The sequence below is a fragment of the uncultured Amaricoccus sp. genome, assembly GCF_937891315.1.
Taxonomy (GTDB): domain Bacteria; phylum Pseudomonadota; class Alphaproteobacteria; order Rhodobacterales; family Rhodobacteraceae; genus Amaricoccus.
On the sequence record NZ_CALAGI010000016.1, the window covers coordinates 1 to 13,045 of the forward strand.

The 13,045-nt window shown below is 67.2% G+C and carries 13 protein-coding genes and 1 pseudogene; 9 read left to right on the forward strand and 5 right to left on the reverse strand.

Annotation, left to right across the window (positions count from 1 at the left end; translation table 11 throughout):
- From Q0480_RS01195 to Q0480_RS01205, 3 genes and pseudogenes are all read right to left on the reverse strand, one after another.
- Positions 1 to 376, reverse strand: a pseudogene (locus Q0480_RS01195) (riboflavin synthase); the annotation flags it as partial.
- Between the two features lie 247 nt (positions 377 to 623).
- Entirely contained in the window at positions 624 to 2,870 is a 2,247-nt protein-coding gene (gene parC, locus Q0480_RS01200) for a DNA topoisomerase IV subunit A (RefSeq protein ID WP_299129848.1), read from the reverse strand.
- Complete coding sequence (locus tag Q0480_RS01205) at positions 2,858 to 3,946, reverse strand: ATP-grasp fold amidoligase family protein (protein WP_299129849.1); 1,089 nt, start codon at positions 3,944 to 3,946, stop codon at positions 2,858 to 2,860. Before Q0480_RS01205 ends, parC begins: the two co-directional genes overlap by 13 nt.
- A gap of 352 nt (positions 3,947 to 4,298) precedes the next feature.
- On the opposite strand from Q0480_RS01205, the gene Q0480_RS01210 reads away from it, so the two are divergent.
- A complete protein-coding gene (locus tag Q0480_RS01210) occupies positions 4,299 to 5,138 on the forward strand; it encodes an SDR family NAD(P)-dependent oxidoreductase (protein WP_299129850.1) in 840 nt (279 codons plus the stop codon).
- Positions 5,139 to 5,144: 6 nt separating this feature from the next.
- Here the strand turns inward: Q0480_RS01210 and Q0480_RS01215 are convergent, their stop codons facing one another.
- Positions 5,145 to 5,453, reverse strand: a complete 309-nt coding sequence (locus tag Q0480_RS01215; RefSeq protein WP_299129852.1) for a DUF3303 family protein — start codon at positions 5,451 to 5,453, stop codon at positions 5,145 to 5,147.
- Between the two features lie 165 nt (positions 5,454 to 5,618).
- Here Q0480_RS01215 and Q0480_RS01220 point away from each other — a divergent pair, with 165 nt between their 5' ends.
- The 3 genes from Q0480_RS01220 to Q0480_RS01230 all read left to right on the forward strand — a co-directional run bounded on the left by Q0480_RS01220 (position 5,619) and on the right by Q0480_RS01230 (position 7,208).
- Positions 5,619 to 5,819, forward strand: coding sequence for a twin transmembrane helix small protein (locus Q0480_RS01220; RefSeq protein ID WP_299129853.1), 201 nt, complete (start codon positions 5,619 to 5,621; stop codon positions 5,817 to 5,819).
- A gap of 4 nt (positions 5,820 to 5,823) precedes the next feature.
- The gene (locus Q0480_RS01225) at positions 5,824 to 6,396 is read left to right on the forward strand and encodes a cob(I)yrinic acid a,c-diamide adenosyltransferase (RefSeq protein ID WP_299129855.1); all 573 of its coding nucleotides are present in this window, start codon (positions 5,824 to 5,826) and stop codon (positions 6,394 to 6,396) included.
- Positions 6,397 to 6,542: 146 nt separating this feature from the next.
- On the forward strand, positions 6,543 to 7,208 hold the full coding sequence (locus Q0480_RS01230; RefSeq protein WP_299129857.1) for a hemolysin III family protein: 666 nt from the start codon (positions 6,543 to 6,545) through the stop codon (positions 7,206 to 7,208).
- Positions 7,209 to 7,211: 3 nt separating this feature from the next.
- On the opposite strand, the gene Q0480_RS01235 is transcribed toward Q0480_RS01230, so the two are convergent.
- Positions 7,212 to 7,892: a hypothetical protein gene (locus Q0480_RS01235; protein ID WP_299129858.1), complete on the reverse strand. Its 681-nt coding sequence runs from the start codon at positions 7,890 to 7,892 to the stop codon at positions 7,212 to 7,214.
- 152 nt (positions 7,893 to 8,044) lie between these two features.
- Here Q0480_RS01235 and Q0480_RS01240 point away from each other — a divergent pair, with 152 nt between their 5' ends.
- The 5 genes from Q0480_RS01240 to Q0480_RS01260 all read left to right on the forward strand — a co-directional run.
- Entirely contained in the window at positions 8,045 to 8,806 is a 762-nt protein-coding gene (locus Q0480_RS01240; RefSeq protein ID WP_299129859.1) for an electron transfer flavoprotein subunit beta/FixA family protein, read from the forward strand.
- The gene (locus tag Q0480_RS01245; protein WP_299129861.1) at positions 8,806 to 9,735 is read left to right on the forward strand and encodes an FAD-binding protein; all 930 of its coding nucleotides are present in this window, start codon (positions 8,806 to 8,808) and stop codon (positions 9,733 to 9,735) included. The genes Q0480_RS01240 and Q0480_RS01245 overlap by 1 nt, the downstream gene beginning before the upstream one ends.
- 155 nt (positions 9,736 to 9,890) lie before the next feature.
- Positions 9,891 to 10,766: a 3-hydroxybutyryl-CoA dehydrogenase gene (locus tag Q0480_RS01250; protein ID WP_299129863.1), complete on the forward strand. Its 876-nt coding sequence runs from the start codon at positions 9,891 to 9,893 to the stop codon at positions 10,764 to 10,766.
- A 183-nt stretch (positions 10,767 to 10,949) separates the two neighbouring features.
- Positions 10,950 to 12,425 carry a MaoC/PaaZ C-terminal domain-containing protein gene (locus Q0480_RS01255; RefSeq protein ID WP_299129865.1) on the forward strand — a complete coding sequence of 492 codons (1,476 nt, stop codon included), beginning with the start codon at positions 10,950 to 10,952 and terminating at the stop codon, positions 12,423 to 12,425.
- A gap of 102 nt (positions 12,426 to 12,527) precedes the next feature.
- Positions 12,528 to 13,045: YceI family protein (locus Q0480_RS01260; RefSeq protein ID WP_299129867.1), on the forward strand; the 518-nt coding region annotated here is incomplete at its 3' end.

The window sequence follows — 13,045 nt, forward strand, 5'->3', positions numbered from 1 at the left end:
GGAAGGTGACGCGGGTGCTGTCGCCCTCCTCCGCCATCGCGATCACCTCGGCGCGCCCATCGACATGACCCGAGACGATATGGCCGCCGAGTTCGTCGCCGAGGCGGAGCGCGCGCTCGAGATTGACGCGCGAGCCGACGGCCCAGGTGCCGAGATTGGTCCGGGACAGCGTCTCGGCCGAGATATCGACCTCGAACCAGGCGCCCCGTCCCTCGGGCCCGCGGTCAACCACGGTCAGGCAGACGCCGTCGCAGGCGATCGAGGCGCCAAGGGCGATGCCCTCCGGGGCGTAGCTGGCGCGAATCCGTGCGCGAAGGTCGCCCCGATGCTCCAGGCGTTCGATCTCGCCGACGTCGGTGACGATTCCGGTGAACATGGCGAGGCCTTTCGTCTTTGCTCTGGTCCTGGAGCGGAGTCCGATCCGGCAGAGCCGGCTCGTCCGCTCTAGAGTCTTGATTTAGCGCAATATCTTAGCCACCAGACGATTCCGTCTGGATGGATATTGCTCTAGATCGCGGAGCCCGGCCCGGCAAGGGCGCATCCGCGAACTTTCCCCCGCCGCGAGGGCGACCCGCGGCGGATCGACGACAATGGACCGCCGCGCCGACCGCGGTTGCCCCGGGTCAGCCGAGGCGATTGTCCTGCGGGAAGCCGCGCGGTGCCATCCGACCCGCGCTCGCGCGCGCGCCGATCCATTCGGCGAGGTCGTCGGCCGTCACCAGGCGGGTGCGGCCGGCCGGATCCTTCCACGACAAGCCGGCGGCGAGGTCGAAGGTCGCCACGTCGGACAGACCGCCGTCCTTGTAGCGCTGCAACCGCACGCCCTTGCCGCGCGCCATCTCGGGCAGTTCGGTCAGCGGGAAGACGAGGAGCTTGCGGTTCTCGCCGACGACGACGACATGGTCGCCGGTCGCGGGGCGGCAGATCCGCGCCCGCGCACCGTCGCGGAGGTTCAGGATCTGCTTGCCGGCCCGGGTCTGGGCCACCGCCTCGTCCTCGGGCAGCAGGAACCCGTCGCCCGCGTCGGACGCGACGAGCAGCCGCCTGCCCGGGCGGTGGGTGAAGAGTGCCACCATCTGCGCCTCGTTCGGCAGGTCGGCCATCAGCCGCACCGGCTCTCCCATGCCGCGGCCGCCGGGGAGGGTCGAGGCGGCCAGCGTGAACATCCGCCCGTTCGACGCGAAGAGCAGGATCCGGTCGGTGGTCTCGGCGTGCAGGAAGAAGCGCGGGCCGTCGCCGTCCTTGAACTTGAGCTCGGCGTCCGGCGCCAGATGACCCTTCATCGCCCGGATCCAGCCCATCTGCGAACAGACGATGGTGATCGGCTCGCGCTCGATCATCTGTTCGAGGCTGACCTCCTCGACATCGGGCACATCGTCGAAGGTCGAGCGGCGGGCCCCGCCGGCGGCATTCTTGCCGAAGGTCGCGCGGACCTCGCGGATCTGTTCGGCGACCCGGTCCCACTGCGCCTCCTCCGAGTCGAGGAGGGTAACGAGCACGGCCCGTTCGAGGATCAGCGCGTCGCGTTCTCCCCGGATCTCCATCTCCTCGAGCTTGCGCAGGTTGCGCAGGCGCATGTTCAGGATCGCCTCGGCCTGGGTGTCGCTGAGCGCGAACTCCGCCATCATGACCGCCTTCGGCTCGTCCTCGGTCCGGATGATCTCGATCACCCGGTCGAGGTTGAGATAGGCGACGAGGAACCCTTCCAGCAGCTCCAGCCGCGCGTCGATCCGGTCGAGCCGGAAGCGCGAGCGGCGCAGCAGCACGTCGCGCCGGTGATCGAGGAAGGCGCGCAGCACCTCGCGCAGCGAACAGACCTTGGGCGTGCGGCCATCGATCAGCACGTTCATGTTCATCGAGAAGCGCGTTTCGAGATCGCTGTTGCGGAACAGCATCTCCATCATCACCGCCGGATCGACGGTGCGCGCCCGGGGTTCCAGCACGACGCGGATATCCTCGGCGCTCTCGTCGCGCACATCCTGCAGGATCGGCACCTTCTTGGCATTGATGAGCTCGGCGATCCGTTCGATCAGCTTGCCCTTCTGCACCTGGTAGGGGATTTCGGTGACGACGATCTGCCACTGGCCGCGGCCGAGATCCTCGACCGCCCAGCGCGCGCGCAGGCGGAAACTGCCCCGGCCGGTGCGATAGGCCTCCTTGATCGCCGCCCTCGGCTCGACGATGACGCCGCCGGTGGGGAAGTCCGGACCCTGCACGAAGTCGAGCAGCGTCTCGTCGCGGGCGTTCGGCGCCTTGATGAGATGCAGGCAGGCGCCGCAGAGCTCGTCGATATTGTGCGGCGGGATATTGGTCGCCATGCCGACGGCGATGCCGGAGGAGCCATTGGCGAGCAAGTTCGGGAACGCGGCGGGCAGAACCACCGGTTCGCGTTCTGACCCGTCGTAATTGTCGCGGAAATCCACCGCGTCCTCGGCCAGCCCCTCCATCAGGGCGGCGGCGGCGGCGGTCAGCCGCGCCTCGGTATAGCGCTGCGCGGCGGGGTTATCGCCGTCGATATTGCCGAAGTTGCCCTGGCCGTCGACCAGCGGATAGCGGATGTTGAAGTCCTGCGCGAGCCGGGCCAGCGCGTCGTAGATCGACTGGTCGCCGTGCGGGTGATAGTTGCCCATCACCTCGCCGACGATCTTGGCGCATTTGCGGAACGCCGTGCCGGGATCGAGCCGCAGCCCGCGCATCGCATAGAGGATCCGCCGATGCACCGGCTTCAGCCCGTCGCGCGCGTCGGGCAGCGCGCGGTGCATGATGGTGGAGAGCGCGTAGGTGAGGTACCGGTCGCCGAGGGCGCGGGCCAGCGGCTCCGTCACTTCGGAGCCGGCCGGCATGTCGGGGTCGTCGGTCAGGTCTGCCATAGATGTTGTGTAACGCGCGGCCCTTCGCTGGTCCAGACGAAAGCCGGGTCGCTGGCGCGCGGCGGCCATCCGAGGTCGGCGGCGACGCGCATGCCGCGCGCGAGATATTCCGGCGCCCGGTCGAGGTCGATCATCGCCCCGAGCCGCGCATTGGCTTCCACCGGGGTGAAGGGCACGCGGGCGGCGGCGCTGGCGAAGGTCAGTTCCGAGAACACGGTCCGATCACCACATTGCAGGAAATCGACACGGACCTGCAGGAAATCCTCCGACAGCTTGCGCGCATCCTCGAGCATGGTGTCGAGCAGCGCCGGCCTGGGCATCGGCTTCTCGGGCACTGGCGGCGAGACCTTCCAGTGGAAATCCACCGGCTGCCAGTCGGTGTCGTAGACCATGCGCTTGTAGCCCTTGTCGTCGCGCTCGGTGAGGACGAGGATGAACTCGGGCCGGCCCATGATGCAGAAGATCTTGTATTCGACCTGATCGGGGCCGCAGGGCAGCAGCTCCTCGACCAGCCACCGCTTGGGAACGTCGCGATAGTGAAACTCGCCGGTGCGGCGCCACTGGTCATAGCCCATCCAGTCGCGCACCTTGGCGGCGAGCTTCGCGCGCGGGGTACGGGAATGGCCGAACTCGATATGATTCTGGCCGCTGCCATAGGAGGATTTCAGGGCGAATTCCGGGGGCAGCTTCGCCGTCGCCAGTTCCTCCGGCGCCTCGCCAGTCGCGATGATCCGGGGCGGCGCGATCGTCGCGCCCTTGTACGCGACATAGTCGCGAACCGCGATCTTGTCGGCGACGAGGGTCATCAGCGGATTGGGGTGGTTGAGAAACAGCCAGCGGATCTTTTCGTTGAACCAGACCGGCGCCGCGAGGTCGGGCAGGTGGTCGTTGGTCTGGGCATAGGTATAGCTGAGCACGTCCGCGTCCGACCGGAACACGGTCTCGTAGACGATCTGCTGAATCGGTCGGCGGACCAAGCCCAGATGTTTGAGCGCCCGCGCGCATCGGCCAACCCAACGGCGACGACGACTGATCCGCGCGACATAGGCGTCGCGGTCCACATCGTGGCGGGGCATCGACGACATTCCTTCTTACAGAACTACTCGTTAAACGGTGAAAACACGGACTGCCGAGGATGCTCTCCTCAGGGAGAGCTCATGGTAACGTCACGCCAGAAAAACGCCATCAGCGCACCGCGATTAACCTTAACATCCCCTGAACACCGGTTGAAGGGGAGCATCGTCACACGATACCCGGTTCACACGGAAAGACATCCGGAATCTGAGCCGAATGGTGGAATTTTGACCGAAACTTGCCCAGCGTTGCGCGGCGGATACACAGCGTTCTGCCCGACCCGCCACGCGGGCGGCGAGGTCTCCCAGGAGTTGTCGGAATCGCCCCACGGGCGACCCATGCGAGGCGCCGCGCATGACGGATGACCGGCGCGCGCTGCTCATCACGGGATGCTCCTCCGGCATCGGACTCGAAGCGGCGCGCATGCTCGCCGCGCGCGGCTGGCGGGTATTCGCGACGTGCCGGAAACCCGAGGATTGCGCGCGCCTCTCCGCCGAGGGGCTGGAGAGCTTCCCGCTCGATCTCGCGTCGGAGAACAGCGTCGCGGCGGGCGCGGAGGAGGCGCTCCGCCGCTGCGACGGGCGGCTCGACGGGCTCTTCAACAATGGCGCCTTCGCGGTGCCGGGCGCGATAGAGGACGTGCCGCGCGCGGCGATGCGCGCCATCTTCGAGACCAATCTCTTCGGCCAGCTCGATCTGACCAACCGTGTGCTGCCGGCGATGCGCGCCCGGGGGGCTGGGCGGATCGTGATGAATTCCTCGGTTCTCGGCGTGGTGGCGGCACCCTGGCGCGGCGCCTATGTCGCCACGAAATTCGCACTCGAAGGGCTGACCGACACGCTGCGGCTGGAACTCGCGGGCAGCGGTGTCGAGATCTGCCTGATCGAGCCCGGACCGATCGCCACCGCCTTTCGCCGCAACGCGATCCCGCATTTCGAGGCGCATATCGACTGGCGCGCCTCGCCACGCGCCGATGCCTACCAGCAAACCCTGATGCCGCGGCTCTATCAGCCGGCGGCGAAGAAGGACCGGTTCGAACTGCCGCCCGCCGCGGTGGTCGAGAAGCTGATCCACGCGCTCGAAAGCCCCCGGCCGGCGGCGCGCTATCCGGTCACGGTTCCGGCCCGGGCGGCGGGCGCCCTGCGCCGGCTGTTGCCGACCCGGCTGCTCGATCGCGTGCTGCGCGGGCGCTGAGTCCGGTCAGACCACCGCGTCGCGCCATTCGACGGCGACGCCGTTCGCCGCCAGGGCCCGATCCATGTCGATCACCGGGTCGATGTGGAAATTGAAGCCGGAGAAAGCCGTCGTCGCCTTGTGCACGACGGCGAGATCGTCGGTCTCGAAGACGGCGAAGCCGCCGGATTCACCCGCGCGGACCACGAATTCGTGGATCGTCACCCCGTCGGGCCGCCGCCATTCGCGCATCAGGTCAAGCGCGCGGACCGTCGCCTCGTCGTACTCGACCTGGGTTCCGTGGCGCTTGCGCTTCCAGCTCATCACGTATTTCATTCGGAATGTCCCCCTCGGCGCATCGTGGCGCTCATGTCACGGAAAATTCGTGCTCGGTGGTGGTGGCAAATCGCTTCGAAACAATGCTCTCTGATACCACGGGACGCCGCGATTCTCCAGTTCCTCGCCGGAGGATGGGTGGCGCCTGCCATGAGGAGCGGCGCGATGATGCGAGATCCCCTGTTCGTGGTGGTGGCGATCGCCTGCCTCGCGGTGGTGGTGGTGCTGATGGTCGGCATTGGCGGCTTTGCTCGCGGCGGCGACTTCAACCGCAAGTATGCCAACAAGATCATGCGGCTGCGGCTGCTGTTGCAGTTCATCGCCGTGGTTCTTATCGTGCTCTTCGTCTATCTGACGCGAGGCTGAGGCGATGGTTGTCCTGAACCGGATCTATACCCGGACCGGCGACGCGGGCGACACCGCGCTCGGCAATGGCGCGCGGGTGCCGAAGCATTCGGCGCGGGTCAATGCCTATGGCACGGTGGACGAACTCAACGCGACGATCGGCCTCGCGCGGCTCTGCGCGGCGGGCGAGTTGGACGAAGGGCTCGCGCGGATCCAGAACGATCTCTTCGATCTCGGCGCCGATCTCTGCACGCCCGACATCGAGAACGACGCCACGGCGAAATATCCCCGGCTGCGCATGGTCGCGGCGCAGGTGTCGCGGCTCGAGGCCGAGATCGACGCGCTGAATGCCCGGCTTTCGCCGCTGCGCAGCTTTGTCCTGCCCGGCGGAACGGCGCTCGCGGCGCATCTCCATCTCTGCCGGACGGTCTGCCGCCGGGCGGAGCGGCTGGTGGTGGAGCTGGCGGGGCTGGAGACAGTGAACGGCGAGACGGTGCGCTATCTCAACCGCCTGTCGGACTGGATGTTCGTCGCCGGCCGGATCGCCAACGACGACGGCGCGGCGGACGTGCTCTGGGTGCCCGGCGCCAACCGCTGAAGCCCTGGTGAGACGACGCGTCGCGGCGCTCACCATTCGGACGCTAACCATTCGGGTGAGGGCGCCTTTGTAAACGCTTTCGACGGCACTATCTTCGGGGAGGCGGGTCCGTTCCGGGGCCCCGCCGTTTCGAAAGGCGCCTCGGGATGCTGTCGCGCGCGCGTGTGCCATTGGTCTACAGTCGGGCGGAGCGGATCTCCGACGCCGCGGTGCATGTCGCGGGCATTCTCTCGGCCCTGATCGCGGTGCCCGTGCTGATCACGCTTTCCGTCGTCTGGTTCGGCGACCCCGGCACGGTGATGGCCGCGTCGGTCTATGGCGCGACGCTGCTGGCGATGTTCTGCTGTTCGGCGGTCTACAACATTGTCGCGCTGCCCAACTGGAAGGACGTGCTGCGCCGGGTCGATCAGTCGGCGATCTATCTCAAGATCGCGGGCACCTATACTCCCATCGCGGTGATGACCGGCACCTCGGCCGGGCTGTTCCTGACCGGGGTCTGGAGCGGGGCGCTGATCGGCGTGTCGATGATCGTTCTCAGCCCCGCGCGCCTGCGCTGGGCGAGCCTCGCGCTCTATCTCGGCCTCGGCTGGGCCGGCCTCGTCGCCGGCCAGCAGATGATGGCCGCGCTCAGCCCCGAGGGCTACGCGCTGATCCTGACGGGCGGGGTGCTCTACACGCTCGGTGTAGTCTTCTTCCTGTGGGAGCGGTTGCCGTTTCACAACACGATCTGGCACGTCTTCGTGCTGGCCGCGACCTGGATCATCTACGCCGCCGTGCTGCTGGAATTCGCGACCCACGCGACCGTCCGCTGACCGCTACCAGACGTCAGACTTCCATGGAATGCCGGCCTGGTCGAGGAAGACCTTGATCGCATTGAACGGATTCGGCGCGTCCTCCGCCACCGTGAACCGCGCGGCGACCAGCCCGAGCAGGTCCAGCGGCGCGTCGTCCTCGCCCGCCGGACCGAGATCCCGCTCCAGGGCGTCCCGCAGCGCCTCGACATTGGCGGCGGCCACCGTCGCATACCATTCGCGCGACCCGTCGCCGCTGCCAAAGGCGAGGTCGCCGTTCGTCCGCAGGACGGCGTCGGTTATCCAGCCGCCGGGCCGCAGCACCACGCGGTCCTTGCGCGCCGGCGGTGGCGCCCACGGCGGCTTCGGCTTGGGCCAAGGCTCGCCCGCGGCCCGCGCCCGCGCCCGGTCGGTATCCGCGGCGGCGCGCTGGGCGGCGACCAGCCGGTCGAAATCCGCCTCCGTCACCTCGTCGATCCAGGGATCGTTGCCGAACCGCCCCAGGCGGTGCACGCAGGTGACCAGCCGGTCCCGCTCCGCGTCGAACACCTCGGCCCCGAACTGGGTCTCGGTCTCCGAGACCCAGACCCGCGCCGCGCGTCCGTGATCGTCGAAAAAGCGGAAATAGCTGAAGTGAGGTGCTTCCGCCTTTGCCTCCTCCGCCGTCAGCCCGATCGCGGGCCGCTCGGCCGCCTCGTCCGTCACCGCGCCCGCCCCCGACGTTCCAACGGCTCGACAATGCGGCCGCGCCCGCCGATTGTCGAGGTTCCGCTTGCGCCAGCCCTTTCCGCCGCTTAGACCGGCCAGCGATCTCGGCCGCGGGGGCGGTTGCGACATCCGACTCCAAGGGGGTGCCCATGAAGATCCTCGTGCCCGTCAAGCGGGTCATCGACTACAACGTCAAGGTGCGGGTCAAAGGCGACGGCAGTGGCGTCGACCTCGCGAACGTCAAGATGAGTATGAATCCGTTCGACGAGATCGCCGTCGAGGAGGCGATCCGGCTCCGCGAAAAGGGCGCCGCGACAGAGGTGGTCGCGGTGTCGATCGGCGTGAAGCAGGCGCAGGAGACGCTGCGCACCGCGCTCGCCATGGGGGCGGACCGGGCGATCCTCGTCGTCGCCGCCGAGGATGTGAATACCGACATCGAACCGCTGGCGGTGGCGAAGATCCTGAAGGCCGTGGTCGATGCCGAGGCGCCCGGTCTCGTCCTCGCCGGCAAGCAGGCGATCGACAATGACATGAACGCGACGGGCCAGATGCTGGCCGCGCTGCTCGGCTGGAGCCAGGCGACCTTCGCCTCGAAGATCGAGCTCTCGGGCGACACGGCGACGGTGACCCGCGAGGTCGATGGCGGCCTGCAGGTGGTCGCGGCCAAGCTGCCGGCGATCGTCACGGTCGATCTGCGGCTGAACGAGCCGCGCTATGCCAGCCTGCCGAACATCATGAAGGCCAAGAAGAAGCCGCTGGAGGAGAAGACGCCGGCGGACTACGGCGTCGATGTCACTCCGCGGCTCCAGGTCGTGAAGACCGTCGAACCGGCCACGCGCGCCGCCGGGGTGAAGGTGGGCTCGGTCGACGAGCTGATCGCGAAACTGAAGACCGAGGCGGGGGTGATCTGATGGCGGTCCTGGTCTATGCCAAGCACGACAACGCGCATCTGAACGACGTCACCGCGAAGACCGTGACGGCGGCCAAGGCGATGGGCGGCGACGTCACCGTGCTGGTCGCCGGCATCGGCGCCGGCGCCGCGGCCGAGGCGGCGGCGAAGCTCGACGGCGTTGCCAAGGTCATCCATGTCGAGGGCGAGGCCTATGGCCACCGGCTGGCCGAGCCGCTTGCCGACCTGATCCTCGGGCTCGCCGGCGGCTACGAGCAGATCGTCTTTCCCGGCACCACCACCGGCAAGAACGTCGCGCCGCGGGTCGCCGCGCTGCTCGACGTGATGGTGATCTCGGACATCATCGGCGTCGTATCGGGCGACACGTTCGAACGGCCGATCTACGCCGGAAATGCGATCCAGACCGTGCGATCGACGGATGCGAAGAAGGTGATCACCGTGCGGGGCGCGAGCTTCGCCGCCACTGGCGAGCAGGCGCCGGCGCCGATCGAGGTCGCGCTGGCGGCCGCCGATCCGGGTCTTTCGTCCTGGGTCGCGGACCAGACGCAAGTCTCCGACCGGCCGGAACTCGCCAGTGCGAAGATCGTGGTCTCGGGTGGCCGCGGTGTCGGCTCCGAGGAGAATTTCGCGATCATCGAGAAGCTCGCCGACAAGCTCGGCGCGGCGGTCGGCGCGAGCCGCGCGGCGGTCGATTCCGGCTTCGCGCCGAACGACTGGCAGGTCGGGCAGACCGGCAAGGTGGTGGCGCCCGATCTCTACATCGCCGTCGGCATCTCGGGCGCGATCCAGCATCTCGCGGGGATGAAGGATTCGAAGGTCATCGTCGCCATCAACAAGGACGAGGAGGCGCCGATCTTCCAGGTCGCCGACTACGGCCTCGTCGGCGATCTGTTCCAGATCGTCCCGGAGCTCGAGAAAAAGCTCGGCTGACGGCCGGACCCCGCGGCGCGGGCTTTCGGTTCGCGTCGTCCGCTTCCGCGTGGCCTTGAGGACGCGGGGACGCGGCCCTCCGGCGGGACAAAGCCGTTGCGCGTGCGCGGGGGCCTGCCTATGGTTGGTGCGTCGCAGCGAGGGGCGTGAAACGCATGGAAATAAAGCGCGTTGGCATCATCGGCGCCGGCCAGATGGGCAACGGCATCGTCCATGTCTTCGCGCTGGCCGGCTATGACGTCCTGTTGTACGACGTATCGACCGCCGCGCTCGAGGCGGCGCCGGGGCTGATCTCGTCGAACATGGATCGCCAGGTCAGCCGCGGCAAGATCACCCAGGCGCAGCGGGACGAGGCGGTCGGGCGGATCTCGATCGCGCCCGAACTGGCAAGCCTCGGGCCGACCGATCTGGTGATCGAGGCGGCGACCGAGCGCGAGCCGCTGAAGCACAAGATTTTCGCCGATCTGCAACCCTATCTCGCCGATCACACGATTCTCACCTCGAACACCTCGTCGATCTCGATCACGCGGCTCGCCTCCGGCACCAATCGGCCTGAGCGGTTCATGGGTCTGCATTTCATGAATCCGGTGCCGGTGATGCATCTCGTCGAGCTGATCCGGGGCATCGCCACCGACCGCGAGACCTTCGCGATGCTGGAAGAGGTGGTGAAGCGTCTCGGCAAGATCTCGACCAGCGCCGAGGATTTCCCGGCCTTCATCGTCAACCGCATCCTGATGCCGATGATCAACGAAGCGGTCTATACGCTCTACGAGGGAGTCGGCTCGGTTTCGAGCATCGACGTGTCACTGAAACTCGGCGCCAACCACCCGATGGGGCCGCTGGAACTCGCCGATTTCATCGGGCTCGACACCTGCCTCGCGATCATGAACGTGCTGCACGAGGGTCTGGCGGATACCAAATATCGGCCCTGCCCGCTGCTGGTGAAATATGTCGAGGCGGGATGGCTCGGCCGCAAGACCAAGCGCGGCTTCTATGACTATCGCGGCGAGACGCCGGTCCCGACGCGCTAAGGCATTTCGACAGGAACAGGACCGTCGTTCGGCCGGGTCGTGGATCGGCTCGAAAACTGGTCCACCCCGGGCCGCTCTCCTTGGCAGGATGGTGGAAATGCGCTAGGCTGCCTATCGCAATAGTGAAGGATGTCAACTCGGAGTCACCGCCGAAGGTCTCTTGGCTATTGTGGAGGATGGCCTTTGCCGCGCATCCAGACATCATTTGCCGTAGAAGACCAGAAGCGTTTCGCCGACTTTTCGGGTGACAGCAATCCGATGCACATGGACGCGGTGGCGGCCCGCCGGACACAGGCGGGAGGCTGCGTCGTCCATGGTGTTCATGGCTTTCTCTGGATCCTCGAGCAACTCGCCATCGACGGTGTGCCGCTTGCCGCGCTCCACTCGGCCAAGGTGAGCTTTACCCGCTTCATTCGGCTCGACACGCCGGTTTCGGCGGTCATTCGATCGGATCATGTCCCCATACGGCTGGATCTCGTGCAAGACGGGCAGCCGATAGCCGATATTCTTCTACGGTTCTCCCATCACGCCAATGAACCCTGCGCCGACGATGTCCCTTTTCGCGCGGAGCGGCTACCCGCGGTCCCGCTGGAACCGGACTTCGCGAGCCTGCGCGCCGCCCGTGGCGTGCTCGCACCTCCGGCCGAAGCCGCCGCCCTCGCCGGTCTGCTGTTTCCCCGGTGCGTCGCGGCCCTTGGCGCCGCCAGAGTGGTTTCGATCGGATTGCTGTCGTCCCTGGTGGGGATGGTGGCGCCCGGGCTGCGCTCGATCTTTTCCTCGCTCGACCTGCGGTTCGTCAGCTCCGATCAACCGGCCCGGGTCCGATACGCGGTCGCGTTCCTCGACGATCGGTTTCGTGCCTTGCGGCTCGATGTCACGGGATCGGGGTTCGCCGGTTCGGTCGGAGCTTTCATGCGCTTTCCGCCCGTCGCGCCGCCGGACCTTGCCAAGGTGGAAGCGAAGATCGCGCCGGACGAATTCGCCGGGTGTCATGCCCTGGTGGTGGGTGGCTCGCGCGGTCTTGGGGCCTGCGCGGCGAAGCTTTTCGCCGCGGGCGGCGGGTCGGTAGCCGTGACCTATCGATCCGGTCGTTCCGAAGCGGAACTGGTCCGTCACGACATAGAAGCGCGCTACGGACCCGGACGCTGTGCTATTCTGCCGTATGATACCGCCGGCGAGCCCTCGCGACAGCTCTGCGCGCTGCCGGGAGAGTTCAGTCACGTCTATTATTTTGCCACAGGGCGGATCGATGCCCAGATCGAGCCGATTTTTGACCGAAAGCGGCTCGAGACGTTTGTCGATTTCTATGTCGATGGCTTCGATAGACTGGTCCGATACATGATTGCCAGAGCTTCCGGCAAGGGATTGCACGTCTTTTATCCGTCGTCGGTCTTCGTACAGGATCGTCCGCGCGGCATGGTCGAATATGCGATGGCCAAGGCGGCGGGCGAGATCCTGTGCAGGGAGCTCGAGCGCCGCCACCTCAATCTCAAGGTGTCTCTGCCGCGCCTGCCCCGGGTATTGACCGACCAGACCGCGACTGTTCCCCCTGTCGCAAGCGCGGATCCGGTGGAGATCCTGGCCGCGCTTCTAGGTCGGCGCGGCGTCGCGCCGGGTGAGGCGGCGGCGGTCGCGCCGGCCGAATTCACGGCCTCGTGACGGCGGGCGCGCCGGAATTCAGCCCTGAGCGTCGCGCGGCCCAGCGACATTCGGCGGAAACGCGCTACATCGTTGGTCTGCATGACCATGCCGGAGCCCGACATGCTGATACGCCTTGTCTTGATCCTCGCGCTGCTACCGGGGCTCGCCGTCGCGGCGCCGTGGAAGCTCGATCCGCGCACGACGGTCACGGTGGCCGTGGGCTGGAAGGGCGCCGATGTGACGGTGCGCTTCCCGACCCTGTCCGGCGACATCGATTTCGACGAGCATCATGTCGAGAGCGCGCGGGGCGAGGTGACGGTCGCGACCGGCGATGCCACGACCGGCGTCGCGCCGGTCGATGCGCTGGTGCGGAGCCGGGACTATCTCGACGCGGCGGAGTATCCCGCGATCGTGTTCCAGCTCGACAAGCTCTCGCAGACCTCGAAAAGCACGGCCGAGGTCGATGGCCGGATCACGCTGCGTGGTGTGACCCGCCCGGCGGTGTTTCAGGCCAAGGTCTTCCAGTTCGGCCCGGCGAGCAACGATCCCGCCAGGTTCGTCGCCGGCTTCGACCTGACCGGCGAGATCGACCGGTCGAAATTCGGATCAACCGGTGGGTTGCCGGATGTCGCCGCCGT